The organism is Thioalkalivibrio sp. XN279 (genome assembly GCF_011089885.1).
In the GTDB taxonomy this organism is placed as follows: Bacteria; Pseudomonadota; Gammaproteobacteria; order Steroidobacterales; family XN24; genus XN24.
Window position 1 is genome coordinate 247,564 of record NZ_JAANBD010000025.1, and the last position, 26,651, is coordinate 274,214.

Annotated in this window: 22 protein-coding genes and 1 tRNA gene; 2 read left to right on the top strand and 21 right to left on the bottom strand. The window is 67.0% G+C overall.

Annotated features, from left to right (window positions below; all coding sequences use genetic code 11):
- The first annotated feature begins 69 nt into the window (after positions 1–69).
- Positions 70–145 (top strand) — tRNA-Asn (locus G8346_RS05905).
- 73 nt (positions 146–218) lie between these two features.
- Positions 219–1,721 (top strand): DASS family sodium-coupled anion symporter, encoded by a 1,503-nt coding sequence (locus G8346_RS05910; RefSeq protein ID WP_166049131.1) that lies wholly within the window; start codon positions 219–221, stop codon positions 1,719–1,721.
- 3 nt (positions 1,722–1,724) lie between these two features.
- Here the strand turns inward: G8346_RS05910 and G8346_RS05915 are convergent, their stop codons facing one another.
- From G8346_RS05915 to gyrA, 21 genes are all read right to left on the bottom strand, one after another.
- Positions 1,725–2,234 carry a molybdenum cofactor biosynthesis protein MoaE gene (locus G8346_RS05915; RefSeq protein WP_206202606.1) on the bottom strand — a complete coding sequence of 170 codons (510 nt, stop codon included), beginning with the start codon at positions 2,232–2,234 and terminating at the stop codon, positions 1,725–1,727.
- Positions 2,235–2,238: 4 nt separating this feature from the next.
- Positions 2,239–2,478, bottom strand: coding sequence for a molybdopterin converting factor subunit 1 (moaD, locus tag G8346_RS05920; protein WP_166049132.1), 240 nt, complete (start codon positions 2,476–2,478; stop codon positions 2,239–2,241).
- Positions 2,478–2,963, bottom strand: coding sequence for a cyclic pyranopterin monophosphate synthase MoaC (gene moaC / locus G8346_RS05925; protein WP_166049134.1), 486 nt, complete (start codon positions 2,961–2,963; stop codon positions 2,478–2,480). Before moaC ends, moaD begins: the two co-directional genes overlap by 1 nt.
- Positions 2,964–2,968: 5 nt before the next feature.
- On the bottom strand, positions 2,969–4,012 hold the full coding sequence (gene moaA, locus G8346_RS05930; protein ID WP_166049136.1) for a GTP 3',8-cyclase MoaA: 1,044 nt from the start codon (positions 4,010–4,012) through the stop codon (positions 2,969–2,971).
- A 162-nt stretch (positions 4,013–4,174) separates the two neighbouring features.
- Positions 4,175–6,319 (bottom strand): MtrB/PioB family decaheme-associated outer membrane protein, encoded by a 2,145-nt coding sequence (locus G8346_RS05935; protein WP_166049138.1) that lies wholly within the window; start codon positions 6,317–6,319, stop codon positions 4,175–4,177.
- A 21-nt stretch (positions 6,320–6,340) separates the two neighbouring features.
- Positions 6,341–7,309, bottom strand: a complete 969-nt coding sequence (locus tag G8346_RS05940; RefSeq protein WP_166049140.1) for a DmsE family decaheme c-type cytochrome — start codon at positions 7,307–7,309, stop codon at positions 6,341–6,343.
- 21 nt (positions 7,310–7,330) lie between these two features.
- A complete protein-coding gene (locus G8346_RS05945; protein ID WP_206202607.1) occupies positions 7,331–9,667 on the bottom strand; it encodes an OmcA/MtrC family decaheme c-type cytochrome in 2,337 nt (778 codons plus the stop codon).
- A gap of 219 nt (positions 9,668–9,886) precedes the next feature.
- Positions 9,887–11,920, bottom strand: coding sequence for an OmcA/MtrC family decaheme c-type cytochrome (locus G8346_RS05950; protein ID WP_166049144.1), 2,034 nt, complete (start codon positions 11,918–11,920; stop codon positions 9,887–9,889).
- A gap of 331 nt (positions 11,921–12,251) precedes the next feature.
- A complete protein-coding gene (gene galU, locus G8346_RS05955) occupies positions 12,252–13,124 on the bottom strand; it encodes a UTP--glucose-1-phosphate uridylyltransferase GalU (protein WP_166049146.1) in 873 nt (290 codons plus the stop codon).
- 110 nt (positions 13,125–13,234) lie between these two features.
- Complete coding sequence (locus G8346_RS05960) at positions 13,235–13,513, bottom strand: ComEA family DNA-binding protein (RefSeq protein ID WP_166049148.1); 279 nt, start codon at positions 13,511–13,513, stop codon at positions 13,235–13,237.
- An 88-nt stretch (positions 13,514–13,601) separates the two neighbouring features.
- On the bottom strand, positions 13,602–14,825 hold the full coding sequence (lapB, locus tag G8346_RS05965; RefSeq protein ID WP_166049150.1) for a lipopolysaccharide assembly protein LapB: 1,224 nt from the start codon (positions 14,823–14,825) through the stop codon (positions 13,602–13,604).
- Entirely contained in the window at positions 14,812–15,099 is a 288-nt protein-coding gene (locus G8346_RS05970; protein WP_166049152.1) for a lipopolysaccharide assembly protein LapA domain-containing protein, read from the bottom strand. Before G8346_RS05970 ends, lapB begins: the two co-directional genes overlap by 14 nt.
- 92 nt (positions 15,100–15,191) lie before the next feature.
- Positions 15,192–15,494 (bottom strand): integration host factor subunit beta, encoded by a 303-nt coding sequence (locus G8346_RS05975; protein ID WP_166049155.1) that lies wholly within the window; start codon positions 15,492–15,494, stop codon positions 15,192–15,194.
- Positions 15,495–15,580: 86 nt separating this feature from the next.
- Positions 15,581–17,257, bottom strand: coding sequence for a 30S ribosomal protein S1 (rpsA, locus tag G8346_RS05980; RefSeq protein WP_166049157.1), 1,677 nt, complete (start codon positions 17,255–17,257; stop codon positions 15,581–15,583).
- Between the two features lie 113 nt (positions 17,258–17,370).
- Positions 17,371–18,045, bottom strand: coding sequence for a (d)CMP kinase (gene cmk / locus G8346_RS05985; protein ID WP_166049159.1), 675 nt, complete (start codon positions 18,043–18,045; stop codon positions 17,371–17,373).
- On the bottom strand, positions 18,042–19,361 hold the full coding sequence (aroA, locus tag G8346_RS05990; RefSeq protein ID WP_166049160.1) for a 3-phosphoshikimate 1-carboxyvinyltransferase: 1,320 nt from the start codon (positions 19,359–19,361) through the stop codon (positions 18,042–18,044). The genes cmk and aroA overlap by 4 nt, the downstream gene beginning before the upstream one ends.
- Positions 19,358–20,482 carry a histidinol-phosphate transaminase gene (gene hisC / locus G8346_RS05995; protein WP_166049162.1) on the bottom strand — a complete coding sequence of 375 codons (1,125 nt, stop codon included), beginning with the start codon at positions 20,480–20,482 and terminating at the stop codon, positions 19,358–19,360. Before hisC ends, aroA begins: the two co-directional genes overlap by 4 nt.
- 27 nt (positions 20,483–20,509) lie before the next feature.
- Complete coding sequence (gene pheA / locus G8346_RS06000; RefSeq protein ID WP_166049164.1) at positions 20,510–21,619, bottom strand: prephenate dehydratase; 1,110 nt, start codon at positions 21,617–21,619, stop codon at positions 20,510–20,512.
- Positions 21,620–21,626: 7 nt separating this feature from the next.
- A complete protein-coding gene (locus tag G8346_RS06005) occupies positions 21,627–22,808 on the bottom strand; it encodes a phosphoglycerate dehydrogenase (RefSeq protein WP_166049166.1) in 1,182 nt (393 codons plus the stop codon).
- 69 nt (positions 22,809–22,877) lie between these two features.
- The gene (gene serC / locus G8346_RS06010) at positions 22,878–23,957 is read right to left on the bottom strand and encodes a 3-phosphoserine/phosphohydroxythreonine transaminase (RefSeq protein WP_166049168.1); all 1,080 of its coding nucleotides are present in this window, start codon (positions 23,955–23,957) and stop codon (positions 22,878–22,880) included.
- A 55-nt stretch (positions 23,958–24,012) separates the two neighbouring features.
- Positions 24,013–26,583, bottom strand: coding sequence for a DNA gyrase subunit A (gene gyrA, locus G8346_RS06015; RefSeq protein WP_166049170.1), 2,571 nt, complete (start codon positions 26,581–26,583; stop codon positions 24,013–24,015).
- Positions 26,584–26,651: the final 68 nt, after the last annotated feature.

Sequence of the window (26,651 nt, forward strand, 5' to 3'; positions counted from 1 at the left end):
GCCTTGACAGTGGCCGGGGCCGTCCTAGAAAATTGCGCGCTTACCCGGCTTCGTGCCGGGTGCAGAAATTCCCCGGTAGCTCAGTTGGTAGAGCGACGGACTGTTAATCCGTTGGTCGCTGGTTCGAGTCCGGCCCGGGGAGCCAGACATGCAGAGGGGTCGCGGCGCCAGCCACGGCCCCTCTTTTTTTCCGGCGTCGGCACAAGGGACGGCCTGCGTTGAACCCCGGCGCGGAAGTTTATGCCACGCGCCAGCGCATCGGCCTGCTCCTCGGGCCGGCCGTATTCGTCCTGCTTCTCGTGCTGCCGGCACCGGATGGCATGTCCAGCCAGGCCTGGGCCACGGCCGCCGTCGGCAGCCTCATGGCCACCTGGTGGATCACTGAAGCCATCCCGATCCCCGCCACGGCACTGCTGCCCATCCCGCTGTTTCCCCTGCTCGATATCGGCACTGTCGCCCAGGCCACGGCGCCTTTTGCCAACCCCCTGATCTACCTCTTCATGGGCGGCTTCCTCATCGCCATCGCCATGCAGCGCTGGAACCTGCACCGGCGCATCGCCCTGGGGATCATCGACCGGGTCGGCACGCGGCCGTCGTCGATCATCCTGGGGTTCATGATCGCCTCGGCCTTTCTCAGCATGTGGGTCAGCAACACGGCCACGGCGCTGATGATGCTGCCGATCGGCATGTCCGTCATCAACCTGAGCAAGAAGCTCCCCTCCACCACGGAGGCTGAGAAGCGCGAGTTGACGCACTTCGGCATCGTGCTGGTCCTGAGCATTGCTTACGCCTGCAACGTCGGCGGACTGGGGACGCTGATCGGCACGCCGCCCAACGCCCTGCTGGCCGCGTTCGTGCTCGAGAACTACGGCCTCGAGATCGGGTTTGCGCAGTGGATGATGCTCGGCGTGCCACTCGTGGTGATCGGTATCATCGCCGCCTATTTCGTTCTCACCCGCCTCAGTTTCCCCCTGCACCTGAGGGAGTTGCCCGGGGGGCACGACATCATCCACGCCGAGCGCGAGAAGCTGGGGCCGATCTCGGCGGAGGAAAAAAAGGTCGCAGCGGTGTTCGTGCTGACGGCCGCGCTGTGGATGTCCCGACCGCTGCTGCAGGATTACGTGCCGGGACTCAGCGACGCGGGGATCGCCATCGCAGCCGGCCTGTTGTTGTTCCTGGTGCCGGTCGATCTAGCGCGTGGCCAGTTCCTGCTCGACTGGGAGGACGCACGCAAATTGCCGTGGGGCATCCTGGTCCTGTTCGGCGGCGGCCTCAGCCTGGCCTCGGCCGTGACCCGTAGCGGCTTCGATGCCTACATCGGCATGCTGGTGGCCGGCTTCGATGCCTGGCCGACGCTCCTGTTGCTGGCCCTTTGCATCGTCATCATCCTGCTGCTCACGGAGATGACGAGCAACACCGCCACGGCGGCTGCCTTCCTGCCCATCCTCGCTGCCGCCGCACTCGGCGTCGGCGAGAACCCCTTGCTGTTTGCAGTGCCTGCGGCGCTGGCGGCTTCCTGCGCCTTCATGCTCCCGGTGGCCACGCCGCCGAACGCCATCGTCTACGGCAGCAAGCTGCTCACCATTCCCATGATGATGCGCGCCGGCCTGTGGCTGAACGTGGTGTTCGTGGGACTGATCCTGGCTGCAGCCTACACGGTCATGATGACCGTATTCGACATCGAGCCGGGCGTGGTGCCCGGCTGGGCCGGGTCGAACTGAGGTTCAATCGGCGCCGGCCAGCCCCGGCTCGGTCGTCGCGCCGTGCTGATGCTCGTGGTCGTGGTCGTGGTCGTGCTTGCCATGTCCGGCAGCGCGACAACGCTCGCAGTCCACCCAGGCCGATTCGCCCTCGATGTAGTGCTCTTTCTTCCAGATCGGCAGCCGCTGCTTCAGTTCGTCGATCACGTAGCGACAGGCCTTGAAGGCTTCGTCGCGATGCGGCGCCGCCGCCCCTACCCAGACCGCCAGGTCGCCCACGGCGAGGTCGCCGACGCGGTGCACGCAGGCGAGCCGCACCGGGCCGAACTTCTCCTCCGCTTCCTGCAGGATCTTCATGCCCTCGGCGCGGGCGAGATCCTCATAGGCTTCGTAGTGCAGGCCGGATACCGCGCGCCCCTGGTGATGGTCGCGCACCCAGCCCTCGAAGGCCGTATATCCGCCGCAACCGGGACTCATCAGCTCGCGACGCCACGCCCCGATATCGACATCCTGACTGCTGATCTCGAATTTCACCGTGCTAGCCTCCCGATACCGGCGGGATGAACACTACGCGATCGCCCGGGTTGAGCGCGGCGTCCCACTCGGCAAATGTGTCGTTGACCGCCACGCGCAGGTGGCGTCGCTCAGTGGCGAAATCGTGCCGCGCGTCCAGCTCGGTCCACAGCTGCGCAGGGGTGGCCGCAGACGTGTCGAGGGTTTCCCCGTCACAGCCGGCCTTCTCCCGCAACCAGGCAAAATAATTGACCTGTACTTGCATCAGCCTGCAACCCTCCAGTCTCCGCTCTTGCCGCCGGTCTTTTCCAGCAGTTTCGCTTCCCGCAACACGATGCCCTTGGAAAGCGACTTGCACATGTCGTAGACGGTCAAGCCGGCCACTGTGGCGCCCGTCATAGCTTCCATTTCCACCCCGGTGCGGCCGTGCAGGCTGGCGCGACAGTCGATGACTGCCTCGTCTCCCTCCATGGCGATCTCGATGCTGCAGTCCTCGAGGCCGAGGGGGTGGCAAAAAGGTATCAGCTCGTGCGTGCGCTTCGCGGCAAGCACGCCGGCCACGATCGCGGTGTGGAACACCGGTCCCTTGGCAGTGGCGAAATCCCTGGCAGCCAGCGCGCGCGCGGCCTCGGGCGGGAAACTCACCCGCATGCGGGCGTGCGCCGTGCGTCGCGTCACCGCCTTGCCGCCGACATCGACCATCCGCGGGCGTCCCGCCTCATCCAGGTGCGTCAGCTTGTCTTCGGCCATGACGCTCACCCGCCGATGTAATACATCTCGATCTTTTCGACCCGGACCTCGCGGCCGCCTTCGGCGCGCAGCTCACTGTAACGATCCGCCCGGTTGGACCAGACGCGATCGATGATCTGCCCGAGCTCGGCATCATCCGCCCCGGCCCGCAGCGGGCCACGCAGGTCGGTGCCGCGGGCGGCGAACAGGCAAGTGTAGAGACCGCCGTCCGACGACAGGCGTGCACGGGTGCAGTCGCCGCAGAAAGGCTGGGTGACGGAGCTGATGAAACCGATTTCGCCGGCGCCGTCCTCGAACTCCCAGCGTTCGGCCACCTCGCCGCGGTATCCCGCCTCCAGCGGCCGGATCGGCCAGCGCTCGGCGATGCGCTCGACCAGCTCGGACGAGGGCACGAGCTCCTTTTCGTTCCACTTGTTGAGCGTGCCGACGTCCATGTACTCGATGAAACGCACCACCACGCCCGTGTGGCGGAAGCGCTCCAGCAGCGCGTATATGCCGCGCTCGTTGATGCCGCGCTGGACCACCGTGTTCACCTTGACCGGATCGAGCCCGGCCTCGATCGCGGCGTCGATGCCTTCCAGCACGCGCTCCGGCGTGCCGCGCCCGCCGCTCATGCGCCGGAACGTGGCCTCGTCCAGCGCGTCCAGGCTCACGGTGACACGATCCAGCCCGGCCCCCTTGAGGGCGGCTGCATGCTGCGCCAGCAGGATGCCGTTGGTCGTCAGGGCCAGGTCCTCGACGCCCTCGATCAGGCTGAGCTCGCCGATCAGGTCCACCAGTCCGGGGCGCAACAAGGGCTCGCCGCCGGTGAGGCGCAGCTTGGTGACGCCGCGCTCCACGAACAGGCGTGCCACGCGCGAAATCTCGCGGAACGACAGGCGCTCGTCGGAATGAAGAAACTGGAAGTCGCGATGATACTGGTCCTCGGGCATGCAGTACGGGCAACGGAAGTTGCACCTGTCCATGACCGAGATCCGCAGATCTTTCAGCGGGCGCCCGCGGCGATCTTCGAGCTTGTGGCCCGCCGGTAATTTCGTTTCCGAATTCATGAAGTTGGGATCCACGCCCACTCCCCTGTTAAATTATCGGGCAAGTATCGCATGCCCTGTACAGGGGGTGCCACCGGTGGCCCGCCCGGGAGGTGTGCTGCAGTGCTGCAAAAAAGAGGGCGCCCGCAGGCGCCCTCTTCCCGCGTCACTGCTGCGGCCGGCCTATTCCTCGGCCTCCGGGCGAATGAAACGGTAGGTGAAACCGACCAGGAACACGTTGACGTCGTAGTCGAGCGTGTCGGCACCAAAGGTCAACACGTTGTCGATGGTTCCGGGTCCGACGCCGTCCTTGGCCCAGTCGTCGGCTTCAAATTCCTCCCAGCGCCAGCCCGCATTCAGGCTCCAGCGCGCGTCGAGATGCCAGTCGGCCATGAGCTGGACGCCGGTGAGCTTCGAATCGAGCGTCGGCAGTGCGTCGCTTGCGCCGCCCAGCGGATCTTCGATGCGAATGTCCCCGCGCGTGTCGGCGCGGTTGAAGTCCGCCCGCAGGTCCAGCTTGCCGTCCTTCAGCCCCGGCCAGTTGAAAGCCAGGCCGTAGACATCGTGCCGGTCCTCGCTGACGCCGGCCCAGTTGGGCGGAGCCAGGTTAGGCACCTGGAAGCTCGCCGCCCCGATGGTGCGCGAGTCGTAGTTTTCGCGGCTGAAGTAGCCCGTAACCCCGAGTTTCTCGCCGATACGGACGCTTGCCTCGGCGCTGTACTGGTCGTAGTCCGCCGAGACCAGGCCCACCTCGCTCTGGTCGTAGCTGTCGCTGGCCGACTCGAAGCGCATGGCCAGGCTGAAGCGCCCCGCGGGCGTGAAGTCCACGTCCGCCTGCAGGGTGTCGCGATCACGGTCGGCGAGATAGTACTTGCGCAACAGGGGGTTTTGCTGGCTGCCGGCGCCGACCACGGGCAACACCAGCGCCTGGCGCGCATCGCGCGAACTGCTTTCGGCGCGCAGGCCCAGGCTCAGCTGGTCCACCGGACGGAAGCGCACGCGCGCCCAGGTCGCGTCTTCATCGGTTCGCGTCACGTCCTGGTAATCCCGGTCGCGGACCTTGTTGTCCCAACCGGCAGCCACCTGCACCATGCGGCTGAAGCGGTAGTCGGTGGCTAGCAGGGTGTCGCGTGTCTCGTAGCTGTAGACGGGGTTGAATGCCGACTGCGCCTGGAAGGCGTCTGCCTGCACGATCGCCCATTCGTATCGCCCGGACTGGTTGTCCCGCTCGCTGGAGCGGTATTCACCGGTCACCCGCAGCTTGTCCAGGGGGCGCATGCTCACGCGCAGGTTGGTGTGCGTCGTGTCGGCCTCGCCGTCGAAACTGGCCACGGGCAGGGGCAGCGCGGCCACGCCCGGGTTGATGGTGTACTGCAGCAGCGCATCGGATTGCTCCATGCGCCCGACGGCATAGCTTGCGTTGACCGAAGTGTCCCAGGTCTCGAAGCGGTAGCCGCCCGACAGCATGGCCTGCTGGTAGGTGTTGTCAGGCGCCAGCGCCATGCGTCCCTGGTCCGGCCCGTTAAACGGGTTGTCCCAGGTCAGCGCGGTGTCCTTGTTGCTGAAGAACGAGCCGTAGTAACTGGCGCGTATGTTCCATCGGTCTGCGGCGTAGACAATGGCGGCGTCCACCTGGTCGGTCTGGTAATCCAGCGGCTTCACCAGGTCCGCTGCGGTGCCGAGGAAGCTGCCCCAGGTCAGGCCGCGCCCTTCCTTGGTCTGGCTGCTGAAATCGACCTCGTAGCGCAGGTGCTTCGACTGCACGAACTCGAGCCCGAGCCCCAGCGTCTGGCGGTCCCAGCCGAGCGTGAAATCGCGCAGGCTGTCATCGAGTGCCGTCAGTTCCGAGGTGAAGTTGCCGCGCACCCACGAGGATGGGAGCGTGAGCCGGCTGCTGCCCAGGCCGCTGTACACCGTGCGCACCGAATCGTCGAGGCGACGCGGGATTTCGTCCCAGGACAGGTCCACCATCCAGTGGCCGCGCCGTCCGGCGCTCATCTCGAGGAAACGCGAGTCCAGTCCCAGATCCTGGGCCTGCAGGCCGACGGCATAGCCGCCCTCTGCACGGTAAAGCATGTCCGCCTCTGCGTTGACGTAGGCGCCGCTCTCGTCCAGCCCGGTGTAGTCGCCGAAACGCGCCGAATCATCCGAGACGTTCAACGCCGACGCCCCGGCAGAGCCTTCCAGGCCCTTCTCGGGGAAGGGGCAGAACTTGCACTTCCACTCCTCGAAATCCGGCATTTCCTGCGCCAGCGCAGCCTGCCCTCCGAGCGCGCCGGCGCCGAGCAGGGTGGCCACTACGAGCCTGAGGTAAGTCTTTCCTTTCATCTCTTGCGCCTCCTGCATCGCTCAGCGCATCAGCGCCTTGCCGGAAGGATGGTTCGACCCGTGCACCTGCGTATGGCAGCTCAGGCAATTCCCCGAGAGGAGGAACGGGGACGCCGACCCGGTGGCCAGGTCGTTGCTGTCGTACGGCACGGAGGGATGGCCGCTGGGCGTGTGGCAGGACTGGCACAGCAGCGGCGGGCGTCGGGTCAGCATGGCCGGATGCACCGCACCGTGTGGGTCATGGCAGTTGCTGCAATCCTCGACCACCGGCGCATGCTCCCAGACCAGCGGCCCACGCTTCTCCGCATGGCAGGTGAAGCAGGTCTCATTGACCGTAGAGCGCACCAGCAGCCCGTCGGCATCACTGCCGTGCGGCTTGTGGCAGTCGGTGCAGCCCACCTGCCCCTGGCGCACGGGATGCGCCGAGGGCTTCATGAAATGCGCTTCCACGTTCGCGTGGCAGGCGTAACAGGCCTCGGACTGCGTACGCTTGTCCAGCATCGGATCCTTCACGGGATGCGAGCTGTGGCAGTCGGCGCAGGCCACGGTGTTGACGTCATGCGCGCTGCCGGCCCACTGCTCGCCGACGTGGCCCTCGTGGCATTGCAGGCACATGGCGTTCTGCTGCGGGATCGGCGTCCAGGCATCGGAACCGAAATTGATGATCGGCGGGCGCGGATCGCCACGCGCGACGCGGCCACCGTGGGCATCGCCCGGCCCGTGGCAGGCCTCGCATTGCAACTGCTTTTCACCGAAAGGCGAGCGCGGGTCGTGCGGGTTGCCGTGGGGCGTCTCGAAGATACCCATCAAGGGGACTTCCCAGCGACGATGACAGCCGATGCAGCCGTCGGCACCGCGACGGCTGTAGCTCGCAGCTTGTTCTTCAGCCTGTTCCGCGGCCTGTTCCTCGGCCTGCGCGAACGCCGGCGAGGAATGGACCGCGCCGATCAGCAGCAGGGCCAGTGAGAGTACGCTCAGTCTGAACAGCATGTTTTCTTCCTTCCTGCTTGCTTAGCGCAAACCGTGCATCACGTCGACGTCGGCGATGCCCCCGGGCCCGTGACAGATGCCGCAGGTCTCGAGGTAGGTCGAGATGGCCTGGGATTCAAGGTCGTCCTTGGTGATGCTGGCGTCCGTGGCCGACGGCAGGTATCCGCCGGTCTGCATGATGTGCAGCCGCGTGAGGTTCGCGATCTGCTCGGGAGCGCCCTGGTGACAGGACCAGCAGGCTGCCGCCGTCGGGGTAATGGCCACGTCGTCGCGCCAGTCGGAACGGTCACTCCCGGTGTTGATGGTGACGGAGCGACCCTGGGTCGCAGTCGGGTAATACGTGCCTTCCAGGTGGCAGGCCTTGCAGTTGGCAACGTCCTGCGGGTAGGTGATGTCGCGGTAGTCGTGCGACCTGTTGCCGAAGCCGTAGACCACGTTCTGCGCCGCATGGATGGCATGGACCATGTAACGCATGTCCACGCTTTCCTCGCCTTTGCCGTCCAGCGGTGAGGGCGTCGTCCAGTCGAAACCGGCGCCGTCGCGCCGCCGCACGTCGGTGGCGTCGGGATTGTGGCAGGTGGCGCACAGCTGGATATTGTCGGCCCGGTTGGCGCCGTGCAGGGACAATGCTTCGTGGCAATCGTTGCACTTGTCGATCGACACGATTTCGCGCCGCGGCGGGCCGGCGAAGAACACGGCGCCTGCCACCGGGATGCTCGTGGCGGCGCCGGTTGACGGCACCTCGACCACCGGATGGCCTTCGAGCGCGACGGCGACGCCCTCCTCGACACTTGCGGGCAGGGGTGCGGGCGCTGTGACCGTGTAGCTGCCGTCGCCGTTCCTCACCGCATTGGCCTTGAGGTCCGCGAGCGGAATCGTCACCGGCTGGGCCGGCGCGCCTGTGTCGACCGTGGCGCTGCCGCTGCCCTCGTTGGAGTAATCAGCGGTGTTCCATGCGATGTTCAACGTCAGGCTCGGCGAACCGATGTTGAAGGCAGGGTCGGTGTTGATGTCATAGCGTGTGCCCGTGGCAGGATTATTCACCGCGAAGGTGATGACGGGCTGTGCGCCGGCTGTTGCGTTCTCCACGGCGAGGATCTCGTAGGCGAAGGACTCTCTGCCGATCAGCACGGCCTCCTTCACGCCCTTGAGATGATTGACCTCGTTGCCGCCCGCCGAGCTGCCGGGCGCGTGACAGCTCACGCACGTCCCTTCGGCAGCCGGCCCGAAGCTATGCCCGAAAGCTTGCAGCGCCTGTCCGGTCAGCGGGTCACGCTCGGCCGTCAGCAGGCCCTCGATGTGGCAGCCGCCGCAGTCTGCAGCTGTAGCCACCGACTTCCAGTTGTCCCCCTCCGGGGCGATCGCGCTGGCCTCGTGGCAGTTCTCGCAAAACAGCGGCGATTGCGGGTAAGTGACATCACTGTAGTCGTGCGGCGTGCCGCCAAAGCCGTAAACCACGTAGGGCTCTGCGCGGTCGACGCCGAGGTGAATGGCGTGCGTCATGTAGGCCATGTCGACCGACTCGCCGGAATCCGGGTCGATGGTGCTGGGGTTATGACAGGTCACGCAGTACTCGACCGTGACGCGCGGACCGCCGTGGAGTTCCAGGCGCTCGTGGCAATTGCTGCAGTTCTCGGTGGCGGCGATGGTGCGCGCGAGGGGCACGGCAGCGCCGGTGGCCGGAACGAAGTCGAACACGGGGTTGTCCGGGAAGACCTGGTTGCCCGGGGCCTGCATGCGCAGCTCGAACCCGACCCGGTGCACTGCCTGGGGTTCAAAACTCACTGCGACCGGCGTGGTGACAGCGGCTGGATCGGTGGCGAATGTGTAGCGGTAGGCGCCGCCGCCGAGCTCCTCGAGGGTGCCTGCGGCGCCGGGCTCGGTGGTGGCCTGGAGCGCGCGCTCGAGCACCTGGGGTGTCGTGGCGCCGGGGGTCTGCACCCGGTTGATGTAACTCACCCACTGCGGTCCGGTCACGCCGGAACCCGGGCTCAGTTTCGCCAGCGTGAAGCTGATGACGGCGGGGTCCAGGCGGATGATGCCTGCCCCCGACGGTGTCGTCAGGGTGAAATCGACCACCGGGGTACTGTTCATGCTGACGCTCGTGATCTCCGCCACGATGCGGCCGATGGCATCCGCCTGGGACTGGGTCAGCCGGCTCCCATTGCCGATGGCGATGTCAGTGGCCGAGCCGGGGGGGCCCTCTTCGCCCGGCGGGCCGCCGGTGCCCGGATCGCCGCCTGGGCCAGCCGGTCCTGGCGGACCGTCGTCACCGCTGCACGCGGTCAGCGCCAGGGAGAAAAACCCCATGGCGAACAACATCTTGAGCCCAGAGAAGCGTCCTGAAATCACGCTCATTTGCTTACCCCATCCCCTTGATTCAGCTGCGGCGCCATGCGGCGCCGCAGCACGAAATTGCGCTGGTTTGGCACGCTTCATTTCACGGGAGAACACCCCGTTCAAGAATCAGGACTTATACCTAAACCACGGAAAATAAAGCATTCCCGGCATTATTCCCGGCGTAAAAAGAAGGGGCCGGGTGATCCCGGCCCCTTGACTTGATGACGTTCCGGCCGACTAGAACTGGCCGTGCGACACCGCCGTATCTGCAACCCGGCCGGGGCCGTGACAGATCAGGCAGCTCTCGCTCTGGGACGACGGGATCGGCATGGATCCCTTGGTGCCGCCGAAGACGCCGCCGTTGACCACCATGTGGGCCTTGGCCTGGTCGCTCGAGTGGCAACCGGCACAGGCCTCGGACGTGGCCGAGTTGGCAATGTCGTCCTTCCAGTTCAGGAGGTCCGGGCCGGCGTCGACGGAGACCGGGCGGGCGGTGTCACGCGCGGCGTAGAAGGTCCCCTCCGCATGGCACGCCAGGCAGTTGCCCACGCTCTGCGGATAGGTGATCTCCCCGAAGCCGGGATATGCGGCCGCATGCACCTGGTGCAGCATCGGCCCCAGGGCGATCGTGCCGATGTCCGGATACGCTGCATCCGGGTTATGGCAGGTGACGCACATCTGCGGGTCGCCGGCGCGGCTGCCGCCATGGAAGGCGAGGAACTGGTGACAGCTGTCGCACTTCTCTTCCTCGATGATCCGCGCCCGCGGCTCGGCGGTATAGAAGATCGCACTCTCGGGGTAGGCCCGCTCACCATCCGCAAACACCCGGCGGCCCTCGAGGGTCACCATGACGTTCGCAGGCGCGTCCATGGCGTTCACCTCGGGCTGCGTGTACGTGAAGCTGCCGTCGGCGTTCTCCACCAGGTCGCCAAGCACCTCGAGCAAGTTGAGAGCCACCGGCTGCGCGCGCTCATTGGCCAGGAAGCCCTCTTCCACGCCGTTGTAGATGTCGCCCGTGTCCCACGCGAAGCGCAGCGTGAATCGCGCCCCTGTGGACAGGAACGTCTCGTCGGTGGTGACGTCGATGGGGGTTCCGGCTGCGTCCAGCACGCGGAAGGTGATGGATGCCTGCTGGCCGGCCTGGAAGCCGTCCACCCCGAGGATTTCGTAGGTGAAGTCCTGGCCAAGCGTCTCGCGCAGGCGGTTGGAGCCCGGGATATTGGCATGGATGGCCTGCGCCGTCGGCACGATCTGCCCATTGTGACAGTTGACGCAGAAGCCGTCGTTGAAGGCCAGCCCGCCGACCGAGGAACCCTCGTTATGCTGGTACTGGTAAACCGGCTTGCCGGTAACCGCGTCGGGCGCATCGAGCAGTAGTCCCTCGACATGGCAGCCGCCGCAGGTCGTGGGCGTCACCGTGACGTTGAAATCGTCGCCGTCCGGCGTGGTCTCGGAGGCCGCGTGACAGTTCTCGCACCACAGGATGTCCTGCGGATAGGTCACGTCGCCATAGTCATGCTGGCTGTCGCCGAAACCATAGACCACGTAGGCCTGGGCACGATCGACCCCCAGGTGAATGGCATGGGCCATGAAGCCCATGTCGAGCGACTCGCCCGTGTCCTGGTCGATGGTGTCGGGATTGTGGCAGGCCACGCAATACTCGGTGGTGATGCGCGGGCCGCCGTGGAATTCGAGCCGGTCGTGGCAGGCGTTGCAACTTGCGGCGTCGACGACACGCTTGGCCAGCGACACGATCTCGCCCGTGGCCGGGATGAAATCGAGTACGGGGTTGGCGGGCGCGATTTCGCGCAGCGCGCTGCCGTGGCCGCCGCGGATTTCCAGGCCGACGCGGTGGACGAGTTCGGGCTCGTAGTCCACCGGCACCGGTGCCGTGACATTGGCCGGGTCCGTGGCGTAGGTGTACTCGTACACGCCGTCGCCCAGCTCGACCAGGGTGCCCGCGCTGCCGGACTCGGTGGTTGCCTGGAGCGCCTGCTCGAGCACGTTGGGCGTGTCGGCGGCGTTGCTGGACTCGATACGATTGATGTAGCTGACCCAGCTCGAGGGACGGCCATCCCCGGCCGGCTCGAGCTTGTTCAGGGTAAAGGCCAGCAGGCTCGGGGCGATCTCCAGCGCCGGCCGCCCGTCCGCGGCAGTCACCTTGAAGGTGATGGTCGGCGGGCTGGCGATGGTGACGTCGGTGATCTCGGCCACCAGCGTGCCGATCTGCGCCGCCTCGGCCGAGTCGATGGCGCCGGACCCGATGACCACGACCTCGGATGCGGTGGGTCCCTGCGGGCCCGTGGGGCCTTCCGGCCCTTCGGCTCCCGGCGGCCCTTCCGGACCGACCGGCCCGGGCTCCCCATCATCCCCGCTACAGCCGGCGAGCATGAGTGAAAGGCAACCAAGCGCCGCCAGTGCGGCAATGCTTCCTGTACGGAATTTTGCAGTATTCATGGGTCAGTCAATCCCCCGGGGTGTCGACTCTTTAACGTGCGTCGCGCACGTTCTTACACCAAGGCATTGCAGCCCAGCCCAGCCGCAAGGACTATCCGTGAATCTACCTAAGGCCTTGCGCTGGAAAGGAATTGGCAGCGCGCGGCTAGACGTCCAGCGAGGCAAGGTGCCGGCGGAACTCGGTGCCCAGTTCCGGGTGCTTCAGGGCATAGTGCACGGTCGCCTCGAGATAGCCGAGCTTGCTCCCGCAATCGAAGCGCAAGCCCTTGAATTCATGACCGAAGACAGGCTCCTCCCGCAACAGGCGCGCAATCGCGTCGGTGAGCTGGATTTCGCCCCCGGCGCCGGCGCCGGTGTCGGCCAGCAGGTCGAAGATGCGCGGCGTGAGGATGTAACGCCCCACCACGGCGAGATTCGAGGGCGCATCCGCGGGATCAGGCTTCTCGACGATGCCCCGCAGCCGTCGCAAGCCTGCGCCCGCGGGCTCCCCATCGATGATGCCGTACTGCCGAGTCTGGGCGTGGGGCACTTCCTCGACGCCGAGCACGCTGCCGCCATGAGCGGCAAACACCCGCGCCATCTGTGCCAGGCAGGCTTCCTCGGCGTCGATCAGGTCGTCCGCGAGGTGCACGAAGAAGGGCTGGTTGCCCACCACCGGCCGCGCGCACAGGACGGCGTGGCCGAGACCCAGCGGCTCGCCCTGGCGCACGTAAATGCAATTGACGTCCGGAGGCACGGTGTTGCGCACCATCTCGAGCAGGGCTTCCTTGTCCTTGCTCGCCAGCAGGCGTTCCAGCTCCGGCTCGACGTCGAAGTGGTCTTCGATGGCCCGCTTGTGACGCCCGGTGATGAAGACCAGGTTCTTCGCTCCCGCCTCGATCGCCTCCTCCACCGCATACTGGATCAGCGGCTTGTCGACCACCGGGAGCATCTCTTTCGGGCTCGCCTTGGTGGCCGGAAGGAAACGTGTGCCCTTGCCGGCAACCGGGAAGACGGCGTATCGGATCTGCGTGCTCAAGCTGGGCCTCCTGCAATGCTCGGTCGCTGCGATGCCGGCATGCTTGCACAAGGCTTGTTGAGGCGCAACGAACGGGGTGGCGCGGTCGGGTGCGCCACCCCGTCCCGACTTTACTCCGGCTTCTCCGGCGCGGACACGATGATGTTGTCGCGATTGTCCTCCAGCACGCGCTCGCCGATGCCCTGCACCAGCACGATGTCCTCCGGCGCCCGGAACGGACCGTTGGCTTCGCGCCACGCGATGATGGCTTCGGCCCGCGCGGGGCCGATCCCCTTGAGTTCGCGGGCGAGCGTTGCGGCGTCCGCGGTGTTCAGGTCGACCGGGCCGGCCCACGCCAGCACGGGCATGAGAGCCAGGGCCGCACACAGGTTTCTGGCAATTCGGATCATGAGAGTTCCCTCCGTGGCAGTGATCACGGCCACCATGGCCGCAAGGGGAATCCTCGCGCGGAAGCCCTTCCGGAACGAGAGGGAAAATTCAGGTCTTGCGCCCGGATTCGCGCGGCACTGCGCGCGGATCCAGCATGGCCTCGAAACGGAACTTGGTGACCGGCCGCGTAGCGCCCCAGGTACGGCAGCTCGGGCACTGCCAGTAGAGCACGTTGCCGGAGAAGCCGCAGACGTTGCAGCGGTAACGCGGGCTGGCCTTGGCGATGCGGCGCATGGCACGGCTGATGCGGCGCACCGCGGCGTCCTTGCCGCCCTCCTGTTCCAGGGTCGGCCGCAGGGTCTCGAGAATCTCCGTCAGGATCGGGTTGCTCTCGACGAAATCGATGATGCACTGGCGTGTGACGGGGTCGTCGAAACCGCCGTCGGTGATAGCGGCGAACGCCACGCCGGGGCGCCATTCGGGGTGCCGCGACAGCGCGCCCGCCAGCCAGCGCCCGAACTCGCCGGCCTTCCCCAGCTCGGCGTAGCTGCGCCTTAACTCTGGCAGGACGTCGGCCAGGAACCCGCCGTCTTGCTCCAGTGCCTGCTCGTAAAGCTTCACCGCCAGGCGATGATCCCCCTCGCGCTGGCCTACTGCGGCCCGCATCATGGCGCCCCGGACGCCGTCGGGATCCGCGCTCTGGGCCCGCTTCAGCCAGTGCTTGGCCGCGCCCAGGTCGCCGCGGCCGAGCGCATCCTGGGCGAGCTCGCAGCAGTAGTGCGCGACGGTTTCCCCGCCGGCCTGCCCGGCCTGGCTGGCCAGCTGGTCCATCGCGCCGATGGCCTTGTCCCAGTCGCGTTGCAACTCGTAGATCCGCACCAGCCCGCGCAGGCCGAGATCCCGGTGCGCGCCGCCGCGCGCGACCTGGGCATAGACCTGTTCGGCGCGGTCGAACAGGCCCGCCTTGAAATAGTCCTCGGCCAGTTCGTTCAGCGCGCGCGCCTTGGCGTCGCGCGGCAGGTCGGGACGCGCGACCAGGTTCTGGTGCACCTTGATGGCCCGCTCGGTCTCGCCGCGACGGCGGAACAGCGCGCCGAGGGCAAAGTGCGTGTCAACCGTGTCTGCATCCATGTCGACCATGCGGATGAAGACTTCAAGGGCCTTGTCGGGCTCCTCGTTGAGCAGGTAGTTCAGTCCCTGGAAGTAGTCGGCGCTCACGTGGCCGCGCGCGGCCGCCTTGCTGCGCGGCTGGCTGCGCCGCGCGAAATACCAGCCAAGGCCGGCCGCCGCAGCGAACAGCAGCAGCAGCAAGTAGCTGTCAGCCGCGCTCATCCGGCACCGCGAGTTCGGTGGCCCCTGGTGTCTTGCGCAGCTCGCCACGCAGCCGGCGACGCTCGTTCGCCAGGCGCGCAAGGCGCGGGACTGCCGAAAGGATGCCCAGCAACCAGCCGAGGGCGATGGCGAGAATGAACGCGAGGCCGAGCGGCACGCGCAGCACGGTGTACCCGAGTTCGAGCTCGATTTCACCGGGGTTCATGGCAGTGAACAACACTGCGACCGCGAGCGCGAGGATAAACAGTACGGCTGTGAAGATCCGCTTGATCATGGCGAACTGCCCGTGTGGGGCGCCGGGGCGCGTTACAGGCAGGATTGTATCAGCGGAACCGGATACGCGCGGCCGTGGCCGCGCACCGAGGATCAATCCTTGATCGGGTTGTCCCGTCCGTCATTGACGCGCTCACGCAGGTCCTTGCCGGGCTTGAAGTGAGGCACGTACTTGCCGGACAGCGCCACGGCCTCCCCGGTCTTCGGGTTGCGCCCGATGCGCGGCGGCCGGAAGTGCAGGGAAAAACTGCCGAAACCGCGGATCTCGATGCGTTCGCCGCCGGCCAAGCTGTTGCTCATCACCTCGATGAGGTGCTTCACGGCCAGTTCCACGTCCTTCGAATTGAGGTGATTCTGCCGCCGGGCGATCGCCTCGATCAGTTCAGACTTTGTCATTGTCTCGACCCGTCCCTTGCCCCAAAACGACCCCGTCCAGGCCGGAAACGCGGGCCGCCCCGAAGGGCGGCCCGCTGCCGCAGCAATCAGGAGTTTTCCTGGCTGGAGATCTGCTCCTTGAGCAGGTCGCCCAGGCTGGTGCCCGTGCTGCTGTCCGACTTCTTGTAGCTCTGCACCGCCTCGGCCTCTTCCCAGGCTTCCTTGGCCTTGATGGAGAGAGAGATCTGGCGGCTCTTGCGATCCAGGCCGATGAAACGCGCCTCGATCTCTTCGCCCTGCTTGAGCACGGCGCGGGCATCCTCGACGCGCTCGCGCGACAGCTCGGAAGCACGCAGGTAGGCCTCGAGCCCGTCCACGTCCACCGTCGCGCCCTTGGCGTCCACCTCGGTCACCGTGCCGCGCACGATGCTGCCCTTCGGGTGCTCGGCCAGCCAGGCCGACATCGGGTCGCGATCGAGCTGCTTGATGCCCAGGGAGATGCGCTCACGCTCCGGGTCGATGGAAAGCACCACGGCCTCCAGCTCTTCGCCCTTGCGGTAGTTGCGCACGGCTTCCTCGCCCTGCAGTTCCCACGACAGGTCCGACAGGTGGACCAGGCCGTCGATACCGCCGTCCAGGCCGATGAAAATGCCGAAATCGGTGATCGACTTGATCACGCCGCGGACGCGGTCGCCCTTGTTGAAGGTCGCAGCGAACTCGTTCCACGGGTTGGGCATGCACTGCTTGATGCCGAGGGACACGCGGCGGCGCTCCTCGTCGATCTCCAGCACCATGACCTCGATCTCGTCACCGATCTGCACCACCTTCGACGGATTGACGTTCTTGTTCGTCCAGTCCATCTCGGAGACGTGCACCAGGCCCTCGACACCGTCCTCGATCTCGACGAAGGCGCCGTAGTCGGCCAGGTTGGTGACACGGCCGAACAGGCGGGAGCCCGCCGGGTAGCGGCGCGCGATATCCTGCCACGGGTCTTCGCCGAGCTGCTTCAGGCCGAGGGAGACGCGGTTGCGCTCACGATCGAACTTCAGCACCTTGACCTGGATCTCGTCGCCGACGTTGACCACCTCCGAGGGGTTCTTGACGCGGCGCCAGGCCATGTCGGTGATGTGCAGCAGGCCGTCGATACCGCCGAGGTCGACGAAGGCGCCGTAGTCGGTGAGGTTCTTCACGATGCCCGGGAGCACTGCGCCCTCGGTGAGGTTCTTCAGCAGTTCCTCGCGCTCGACGCTGTGCTCGGCCTCCACCACGGCGCGGCGCGAAACCACGACGTTGTTGCGCTTGCGGTCCAGCTTGATGACCTTGAACTCGAGCATCTTGCCTTCGAGGTAGCTGGGATCGCGCACCGGGCGCACGTCCACCAGCGAGCCGGGCAGGAAGGCACGCACCAGTTCGAGTTCGACGGTGAAACCGCCCTTCACGCGACCGGTGATCATGCCCTGGACGACTTCTTCCTTCTCGAAGGCTTCTTCGAGGACGGTCCAGGTGCGGGCGCGCTTGGCCTTGTCGCGCGACAGGCGCGTCTCGCCGAAGCCATCCTCGACGGCATCCAGCGCGACTTCGACCTCGTCGCCGACTGCGACCTCGAACTCGCCCCTTTCATTCTTGAACTGCTCGGCCGGGATGACCGATTCGGACTTCAGCCCGGCGGAAACGATGACGACGTCATCGTTGATCTCGACCACCGTCCCCTTGAGGATGGCGCCCGGACGAATCTGCTGGCTGGCAAAACTCTGCTCAAAGAGCTCGGCAAAACTTTCTGACATGGTTGATTGATCCAACGGCCCGCGGGCCGACCTGTGAGTTAATCCAACGCTCGCTCCGTGCTGCGCTGGTCATGCTATATAAAGGCCTCCGTGTCCCTGGAGACCGACGTTGCTCATGGCCGGGATGCAAGCCCCCGGCGCGCCATTTCCTCCAGCACACACGCCACCACTTCGTCGATGTCGAGCGTCGTGCTGTCCACCACAACGGCATCAGGCGCCGGGCGCAAAGGCGCCACGGCGCGTTCCGCGTCCCGGCGATCCCGGGCCGCAACCTCCGCCGAAAGACCGGCAAGGTTAACATCAAACCCCTTTTCCTTCAACTGCTTATAGCGGCGCCGGGCACGTTCCTCCGCGGATGCTGTGAGGAACACCTTGAGCTCGGCATCGGGGAAGATCACCGTGCCCATGTCGCGGCCGTCGGCGACCAGCCCGGGCGGTCGCCTGAACTCGCGCTGCAGCCCGACCAGCGCGGTTCTCACGCCGGGCAATGCGGCCACCCTGGAGGCCCGGTTACCGCAGTCCTCGGTGCGAATCTCCTCGCTCACGTCCTCGTCGCCGAGCCACACCTTGCCCCCGGCGAAGCGCACCGGGAGGTCCCGCGCCAGCCCGGCCAGGCCGGCTTCATCATCGAGACCCGTGCCGGCGCGCGCGGCTGCCGCCGCTACGAGGCGATAAAGAGCGCCGCTGTCGAGCAGGTGCCAGCCGAGGCGTTCGGCGACCACGCGGCACAGCGTGCCCTTGCCCGCACCCCCCGGGCCGTCAACGGCCAGCACCGGCGCCGAGCTCATGCCGCCCTCCCCGGCGGCACAGCCTCGATCGGCAGCCCGAGCCGCGCCGCGTCCGCGGCGAAGCCGGGGTAAGAGGTGGCGACGTTGGCCACGTCGTTGATCCGGATCGGGCCTTCCGCCCGCGCCGCCCCTACGGCGAAAGCCATTGCTACACGGTGGTCGCCGGCGCTGTCTACCGTACCGCTACCCAGGCGGCCGCCGCGGACGTCGAGCCCGTCCGGATGCTCAGTCACGCGGACATTCGTGGCCTGCAGGGCCCGGGCCATGACCCCGATGCGATCGGATTCCTTCACACGTAATTCCTCCGCCCCTCTGACGCGCGTCACGCCCTCGGCCAGCGCCGCGGCGACGAACAGCACGGGAAACTCGTCGATGGCCAGCGGTACCAGCTCAGGCGGCACGTCGATGCCTTTCAGCTCGCTACGCCACACCCTCAGGTCTGCCACGGGCTCGCCGCAGGCCTCGCGTTCATCCAGCAGCTCGATCCTGCCGCCCATCAGGCGCAGGATGTCCAGCAGGCCGGTGCGCGTGGGGTTGAGGCCGACGCCCGCCAGCTCCAGCGGCGCGTCGCCTGCGGCCAGCAACCCGGCAACGATGAAGAAAGCCGCCGAGGAGAAGTCGCCCGGCACCACGACCCGCCCGCCGCAAGGACGGCACGGCCCGTGGACCGCGGCACCCCAGTCACCGCGCTCCACCCGGCATCCAAGCGCTGCGAGCATGCGCTCGGTATGGTCCCGCGTCACCGCGGGCTGCCGCACCACGGTGCGCCCCGCAGCCGACAGCCCGGCGAGCAGGACGGCGGATTTCACCTGCGCGCTCGCCACCGGCATGGCGAAATCGAGCGCCGCAAGACGGCCGCCCGGCGATAGGGTCACCGGCGGGAATCCCCCGCTGGTTTCGATCTGCGCGCCCATGTCGCGCAGGGGCCTGGCGACGCGCTCCATGGGGCGGCGTCGCAGCGACTCGTCGCCGCTCAGCACGGCCGCGACCTGGCGCCCGGCGAGCAGCCCCATCATGAGGCGGATCCCGGTGCCCGAGTTGCCGAAATCCAGCGCCGCGGCGGGCGACGCCAGCCGCTCCGGCGGCGTCACGCGAACGACACCGCCAGGCAGGTCTGCGACCACGGCGCCCAGCATCTCCACCGCGCGGCGCGTCGCCAGGCAATCCTCGCTGCGCAGGAATCCCTCGGCTTCCAGCGGCGCCGAACCGATGGCGCCGAGCAGCATGACGCGGTGCGAGACCGACTTGTCGCCAGGCACCCGGACCGAGCCCTGCAGGGCATCGCACGGGCCGACCTGCCAGGAGGCGGCGCTCACTGCTGCAGCACCTCGCCCAGCGCCTTGATGAGCCGGTCGTTTTCACTCTCGGTGCCGATACTGATGCGCAGGTGTTGCGGCAGGCCGTAGTTGCCCACGGGCCGCACGATGACGCCACGACGCAGCAAGGCCTCGAACAGTGGCGCGGCCTGCGTCCCCGTGTCGACGAGGATGAAATTGCCGACCGAGGGGATGACGCCGAGGCCGAGTGCGCTGCAGGCGGCGGACACGCGTGCCAGCTCCCGGCGATTGAGCGCCACGCCGCGTGCCAGGTGGGCGTGATCACCAAGCGCGGCAAGCGCCGCAACCTGGGCCACCAGGCTGCTGTTGAACGGCTGGCGCAGGCGGTTGAGGACGCCGGCCAGCCCGGGGTCGCTCAGTCCGTAGCCGATACGCAGGCCGGCGAGGCCGTAAGCCTTGGAGAAGGTCCGTGTCACCACCAGGTTCGGATAACGCTGCAGCCACTGGCTGGCGTCCGGATAGCCCGGCACGTCGACGTATTCGAAGTAGGCTTCATCCACCACGGCGATGACGTGCGCCGGCACGCCGTCGAGGAAGCGTTCCAGCGCCACGGCATCAACCCAGGTGCCGGTCGGGTTGTTCGGATTGGCAATGAACACCACGCGCGTGCGGGGCCCGATGAGGGCCGCCATGGCGTCGAGGTCATGACCGAGAGGCTGGTCCGGATGCGATGCCGGCAGGGCATCGGCAACACGGTGCTCGGCACCCGTGGCCTGCACCGCGAGCCCGTACACGGCGAAGGCGTAGCGCGAATACACCGCCTCGAGTCCGGGCGCGAGAAAGCTCTCCGCCAGCAGCACCAGCACGTCGTTGGAGCCGTTGCCCAGGGTGATGCACTCCGGCGGCAGCCCGTGGCGGCCGGCCAGCGCCGCCTTGAGCTCGAAACCATTGGCATCGGGATAGCGGGCCAGCGCGGGCAGCACAGTGGCGATGGCCGCGTTGACGGCCTCGCCGGGGCCCAGGGGGTTCTCGTTCGAGGCCAGCTTGACGATATCGGAGATGCCGTACTCGCGCTCGAGTTCGGACACGGGTTTGCCGGGCTGGTACGGATGCAGGCCCTGGATGCCGGCCACGGCCAGGTCGAGAAACTTGTCAGTCATGAAACCTCCTGCGCGGAGGCGGCAAGTTTACAGGATCGCCACGGGGTAGGAGCCGAGCACACGGCACCATGCCGCGGCGTGCTCGAGCTCGGCCAGCGCGGCGGCGACATCAGGATCGGCGCGGTGCCCCTCGATATCGACGAAGAACACGTAATCCCATTTGCGCCGGCGCGACGGGCGGGACTCGATCCGGGTCATGCTCACGCCGTGGCTCGAAAGGGGTTGCAGCAGTCCTTGCAGGGCGCCTGCCTGGTGCCGCGAGGAGAGCAGCAACGAGGTCTTGTCCCGGCCGCTCGGCCCCGGCATCTCCCGCCCCACGACCACGAAGCGCGTCGTGTTGTCGGGCCGGTCCTCGATGTTCTCCATCAGCACGCCCAGGCCGTAGACCTCGGCGGCAGTATCCCCGGCGATCGCCGCGGCGCCCTCTTCGCCTGCCGCGAGCCGCGCCGCCTCCGCATTCGAAGCCACCGCGACCTGTTCCACGCCGGGCAACCGTTGCTCCAGCCACGCGCGGCACTGGGCCAGCGACTGCTGGTGGGAATAGATCCTGCGCACCTCGGCGAGCGTCGCCATCCGCCCCAGCAGGTGCTGGCGTATGCGCAGCTCGACCTCGCCACCGATGTGCAGTGGCGTGTTCATCAGCATGTCGAGGGTGGTGCTCACGGTGCCTTCCGTGGAGTTCTCGACCGGCACCACGCCGAAATCCGCGACGCCCGACTCGACGTCGTGGAACACTTCCTCGATCGACGGCACGGCGAGCGTACGCACGGAGTGGCCGAAATGCTTGAGGACGGCGGCCTGTGAGAACGTGCCCTCCGGGCCGAGGAAGGCGATCTTCAGCGGCTCCTGCTGCGCCAGGCAAGCCGACATGATCTCGCGGAACAGGCGCACGATCTCCTCGTCCTTGAGCGGGCCCTCGTTCCGCGCCACCGCCTGGCGCAGGATCTCGGCCTCGCGTTCCGGCCGATAGTAGTCGCGCGGACCCTCCGACAAGGCGATGCGCTCGGGGTACTTGGTGGCGCCGACTTCCAGCGCCAGCCGGGCGCGCTCGCTGATCAACGCCTGGAGCTGCTGGTCGATGGCGTCGATCTGGCGCCGGATCTCGGCCAGCCGCTCCTTGCTGCCCGCCTCGCTCATGGACGCCTCACGCTGCGTCCGGGATCACCCGCATGGAGAGCACGCCCTCGATGCTGGCGATGCGTTCGACGATGGCGTCCGGGATCGGCCCGTCGACATCGACCAGCGTGTAGGCCAGCTCGCCGCGCGACTTGTTCAGCAGGTCTGAGATGTTCAGCCCGCCCGAGGCCAGCGCGGTGGAGATCTGGCCGACCATGTTGGGCACGTTGGCGTTGGCGATGGCGATGCGCGTGTTGCCTTCCATGCGCGGCAGCAACGCCTCGGGAAAGTTCACGGAGTGGCGGATGTTGCCGTTTTCGAGGAAGTCGCGCAGGTTCTGCGCCACCATGATGGCGCAATTCTCCTCCGCCTCGCGGGTGGAGGCGCCGAGGTGCGGCAGGGCAATCACCTTGGGGTGGCTCTTGGTCGCGGTGCCGGGGAAGTCGGTCACATATCGCCCCAGCCTGCCGGCGTCCAGGGAGGCGAGCACCGCGGCGTCGTCCACGATCGGGCCGCGCGCGAAGTTGAGCACGATACCGCCCGGCTTCATCAGCGCCAGGCGGTCCGCATTGACCAGGGCGCGGGTGGCGTCGCCCAGCGGGACATGGACGGTGACGATCTGGGCGCGGCTGAACAGGTCGTCGAGGCTGACCGCCTGCCGCACGCCGGAGTCGAGCTGCCAGGCGCGCTCCACCGTGATCTTGGGATCGAATCCCACCACCTGCATGCCGAGGGCCAGCGCGGCGTTCGCGACCTCGACACCGATGGCGCCGAGGCCGACCACGCCGAGCGTACGTCCGGGCAGCTCCATGCCGACGAAGCGCTTCTTGCCGCTTTCTACCGCGCGGTGGAGTTCTTCTTCGTCGCCCTCCAGGGTGCGCACGTAATCCCACGCCTCGCACAGGTTGCGCGCCGCCAGCAGCATGCCGCCGATGACCAGCTCTTTCACCGCGTTGGCGTTCGCGCCCGGCGCGTTGAACACGGGAACCCCGCGCTTGCTCATGTCCGCCACGGGGATGTTGTTGACGCCCGCGCCGGCGCGGCCGATCGCCTTGACGCTGGCCGGGATATCGGTCTTGTGCATGTCCGCCGAGCGCACCAGCACCGCGTCCGGGTGGCCGATTTCCGAGGCTACCTCGTAGCGGTCCCGCGGCAGCCGCTCGAGGCCCGCAAGTGCGATGTTGTTTAGGGTGAGAACCTTGAACGTCATGGCGATCTCCGTCGGCGGGGCATCATCCGCCCGATAGTGGCAGATTCATGCGGCAATGCAACACCGGGGTTAACCGCAACTCCGCTCGAACTCCTGCATGAAGGCGACCAGCGCATCGACGCCCTCCTGGGGCATGGCGTTGTAGATGCTGGCGCGCATGCCGCCGACTGAGCGGTGCCCCTTCAAAGTCATCAAGCCGGCCGCTTTCGCCTGCTCCAGGAAGCGCGCGTCCAGCGCCGGGTCGGCGAGCGTGAACGGCACGTTCATCCACGAGCGGCAGTGCTTCGCCACCGGGTTGGCGTAGAAGTCGGAGCCGTCGATGGCCGCGTACAGCGTCTCCGCCTTGCGGCGATTGCGCTCCTCCATGGCCGCCAGCCCGCCCTGCTCGAGCAACCACTGGAATACCAGTCCGGCGATATACCAGCCCCAGGTCGGCGGCGTATTCAGCATCGAGCCCGCTTCCGCCTGCTGGTGGTAATCCATCATCACCGGCGTGCCTTCGCGGGCCCGACCCACCAGGTCTTCGCGCACGATGATGATGGCGAGGCCGGCGGGCCCGATATTCTTCTGTGCGCCGGCGTAGATCAGGCCGAAGCGACTGACGTCCAGCGGCCGCGACAGCAGCGTCGAGGACATGTCCGCCACCAGTGGGGCGGGCGTTTCGGGAATGAAATGAAACTCCACGCCGCCGATCGTCTCGTTCGGCGTGTAGTGGAGGTAGGCTGCATCCTGGCTCAGGTTCCAGCCGGCGGGATCCGGGATCTCGGTGTGCTTGTTGTCCGCCGAGTCGGCTGCGACGTTGGCGGCGAGAAAACGGCGGCCCTCGGCCAGCGCCTTCTTGGACCAGGAGCCCGTGACGACGTAGTCGGCCTTGTCCGCAGGGCCGGCCAGGTTGAACGGCACCGCGCCGAACTGGGCGCTGGCACCGCCCTGCAGGAACAGCACGCGATAGCCCGCGGGGATGTCCAGCAGGCGACGCAGGTCCGCCTCGGCCCGCTCGGCGATGGACATGAACTCCTTGCCGCGATGGGACAGTTCCATGACGGACATGCCTGAGCCGCCCCAGCTGGTCATTTCCTCGCGTGCCCGTTCCAGCACCGGCAGGGGAATCGCCGCCGGTCCCGCGCTGAAGTTGTAAACCCGATCCATTGTGGTGCTCCCTCTGAGCTCAGGAATGGTTTGCCGGCAATCCGCGGCTGCGTCCTCAGCCTGCGTCGCCGGCCTCGTCGCCGTCATCCGCATCGTCGCCCTGCTCGGCGGCCACACGGCCCATGCCGACCAGCCGTCCGCCCTCGTCCAGCTTGATCAGCCGCACGCCCTGTGTATTGCGGGACAGGACGGGAATGCCTTCCACCGCGGTGCGCACCAGCACGCCGGTGCTGGAAATCATCATCACCTGGTCGTCGGGCTGCACCAGCAGCGCCCCGACCATCTCGCCGTTGCGCTCGCTGGTCTGGATGGCAATGACACCCTGGCCGCCGCGGCCGCGCAGCGGAAAGTCCGGAATACGCGTCAGCTTGCCGTAACCATTCTCGGTGGCGAGCAGGAGCTGGCCTTCGTCGGCGATGATCAGGGCGATCACGCGCTGGTCCTCGGCCAGGCGGATGCCGCGCACACCGGCTGCGGTGCGTCCCATGGCCCGCACATCGGCCTCGCGGAAGCGGATGCCCTTGCCGTTCGATGCACACAGCATGATCTCCTGGCGCCCGTCGGTGATGCCGACGTCGATCAGGTAGTCGTCCTCGCGCAGGTCGATGGCGATGATGCCGTCGCGCCGCGGGCGCGAGAATGCGATCAGCGGCGTCTTCTTGACCGTGCCTCGGCTGGTGGCCATGAATACGTACGGCCCCTCGATGAACTCGCGTACCGGGAGCACGGCGTTGATGCGTTCGTCCGCTTCCAGCGGCAGCAGGTTCACGATGGGCTTGCCGCGGGAGCCGCGCCCGGCGAGCGGCAGTTCATAGACCTTCAGCCAGTAGACCTTGCCGCGACTCGAGAAGCACAGCAGCCAGTCGTGGGTGTTGGCGATGAAGAGCTTGTCGACGAAGTCTTCTTCCTTGATCTTGGTCGCGCTCTTGCCGCGCCCGCCGCGACGCTGGGCCTGGTAGTCGGCCACCGGCTGCGCCTTGGCATAGCCCCCGTGCGACAGCGTGACGATCACGTCCTCCTCGCTGATGAGGTCTTCCATCGAGAGGTCGAGGTGGGTGTGCAGGATTTCGGTGCGACGCCCGTCGCCGTACTCCTCGCGCACTGCCTGGAGCTCCTCGCGAATGACTTCAGACAGCCGGTCGGGACTTTCGAGAATCAGAGAAAACTCTTGAATTTTCTCAATTATCTCTTCGTATTCCTTGATTATTTTGTCCTGCTCCAGGCCTGTGAGCCGGTGCAGGCGCAGGTCGAGGATGGCCTGGGCCTGGGCGTCTGACAGCTGGTAGGCGCCATCCACCAGGCCGATGCCTGCATCCAGCCCGGCGGGCCGCGTGGCTTCCGCTCCGGCCCGCTCCAGCATCCCCGTCACCACCCCGGGTGCCCAGCCGCGGGCCGTAAGCGCCGCACGGGCCTCGGCCGGCGACGGCGATGCCTTGATCAGGGCGATGACCTCGTCGATGTTCGCCAGGGCCACCGCCAGGCCTTCGAGGACGTGGGCGCGTTCACGCGCCTTGCGCAGCTCGAAAATGGTACGGCGGGTGACGACCTCGCGGCGATGCCGGAGGAAGGCCTCGAGCATTTCCTTGAGTGTGAGGAGCTTCGGCTGGCCGTCGACCAGCGCCACCATGTTGATGCCGAACACCGTCTGCAGCGGCGTGTGCTTGTAGAGGTTGTTCAGCACCACGTCCGCGTTCTCGCCGCGCTTGAGCTCGATGACGACGCGCAGGCCGTCCTTGTCGGACTCGTCCCGCAGCTCGCTGATGCCCTCGAGTTTCTTCTCGCGCACCAGCTCGGCGATTTTCTCCACCAGCCGCGCCTTGTTCACCTGGTAGGGCAGCTCGGTGATGATGATGGCCTGCCGGGCCCCGTCACGCAGGTCCTCGTAATGGCTGCGGGCCCGGATATAGACCCGGCCGCGGCCGGTGCGGTAGGCCTCGACGATGCCGGAAGCGCCGTTGATCAGGCCCGCGGTCGGGAAGTCCGGGCCCGGCACGTGCGCCATCAGCTCGTCGATGCTCAGCCCGGGCGCGTCGATCAGCGCCACGCAGGCGTTGATGATCTCGCCAAGGTTGTGTGGCGGAATATTGGTTGCCATGCCCACTGCAATGCCGGCCGAGCCGTTCACCAGCAGGTTCGGCACGCGCGTCGGCAGCACCGACGGCTCGTGTTCGGACTCGTCGTAGTTGGGGACGAGGTCGACCGTTTCCTTGTCGATGTCGGCCAGCAGCTCGTGCGCGAGCTTCGCCATGCGCACCTCGGTGTAGCGCATGGCCGCGGGGGAATCACCGTCGACCGAGCCGAAGTTGCCCTGCCCGTCCACCAGCACGTAGCGCATGGAGAAGGGCTGCGCCATGCGGACGATGGTGTCGTAGACGGCCGTGTCGCCGTGCGGATGGTACTTGCCGATGACGTCGCCGACGACGCGCGCAGACTTCTTGTAAGGCTTGTTCCAGTCGTTACCGAGCTCGCGCATGGCGTAGAGCACGCGACGGTGCACCGGCTTCAGTCCGTCCCTCACGTCGGGCAGCGCTCGCCCCACGATCACGCTCATGGCGTAATCCAGGTAGGACTGCTTCATCTCGTCTTCCAGGTTGACCTGGAGAATCTCTTTCGCGACTTCTGTCATGGAGTGGCCGGCCGTTACCTTTCAATAACTTGAACTACCCCAGCGCGCCACTGCTGCAGCGCGTCATA

Coding starts and splice junctions, on each gene's coding strand:
- moaD (WP_166049132.1), bottom strand. CDS start 2,478: ATGCAAGTACAGGTCAATTATTTTGCCTGGTTGCGGGAGAAGGCCGGC.
- moaC (WP_166049134.1), bottom strand. CDS start 2,963: ATGGCCGAAGACAAGCTGACGCACCTGGATGAGGCGGGACGCCCGCGG.
- moaA (WP_166049136.1), bottom strand. CDS start 4,012: ATGAATTCGGAAACGAAATTACCGGCGGGCCACAAGCTCGAAGATCGC.
- G8346_RS05935 (WP_166049138.1), bottom strand. CDS start 6,319: ATGAAAGGAAAGACTTACCTCAGGCTCGTAGTGGCCACCCTGCTCGGC.
- G8346_RS05940 (WP_166049140.1), bottom strand. CDS start 7,309: ATGCTGTTCAGACTGAGCGTACTCTCACTGGCCCTGCTGCTGATCGGC.
- G8346_RS05945 (WP_206202607.1), bottom strand. CDS start 9,667: ATGAGCGTGATTTCAGGACGCTTCTCTGGGCTCAAGATGTTGTTCGCC.
- G8346_RS05960 (WP_166049148.1), bottom strand. CDS start 13,513: ATGATCCGAATTGCCAGAAACCTGTGTGCGGCCCTGGCTCTCATGCCC.
- lapB (WP_166049150.1), bottom strand. CDS start 14,825: ATGAGCGCGGCTGACAGCTACTTGCTGCTGCTGCTGTTCGCTGCGGCG.
- G8346_RS05970 (WP_166049152.1), bottom strand. CDS start 15,099: ATGATCAAGCGGATCTTCACAGCCGTACTGTTTATCCTCGCGCTCGCG.
- G8346_RS05975 (WP_166049155.1), bottom strand. CDS start 15,494: ATGACAAAGTCTGAACTGATCGAGGCGATCGCCCGGCGGCAGAATCAC.
- rpsA (WP_166049157.1), bottom strand. CDS start 17,257: ATGTCAGAAAGTTTTGCCGAGCTCTTTGAGCAGAGTTTTGCCAGCCAG.
- cmk (WP_166049159.1), bottom strand. CDS start 18,045: ATGAGCTCGGCGCCGGTGCTGGCCGTTGACGGCCCGGGGGGTGCGGGC.
- hisC (WP_166049162.1), bottom strand. CDS start 20,482: ATGACTGACAAGTTTCTCGACCTGGCCGTGGCCGGCATCCAGGGCCTG.
- pheA (WP_166049164.1), bottom strand. CDS start 21,619: ATGAGCGAGGCGGGCAGCAAGGAGCGGCTGGCCGAGATCCGGCGCCAG.
- G8346_RS06005 (WP_166049166.1), bottom strand. CDS start 22,808: ATGACGTTCAAGGTTCTCACCCTAAACAACATCGCACTTGCGGGCCTC.
- serC (WP_166049168.1), bottom strand. CDS start 23,957: ATGGATCGGGTTTACAACTTCAGCGCGGGACCGGCGGCGATTCCCCTG.
- gyrA (WP_166049170.1), bottom strand. CDS start 26,583: ATGACAGAAGTCGCGAAAGAGATTCTCCAGGTCAACCTGGAAGACGAG.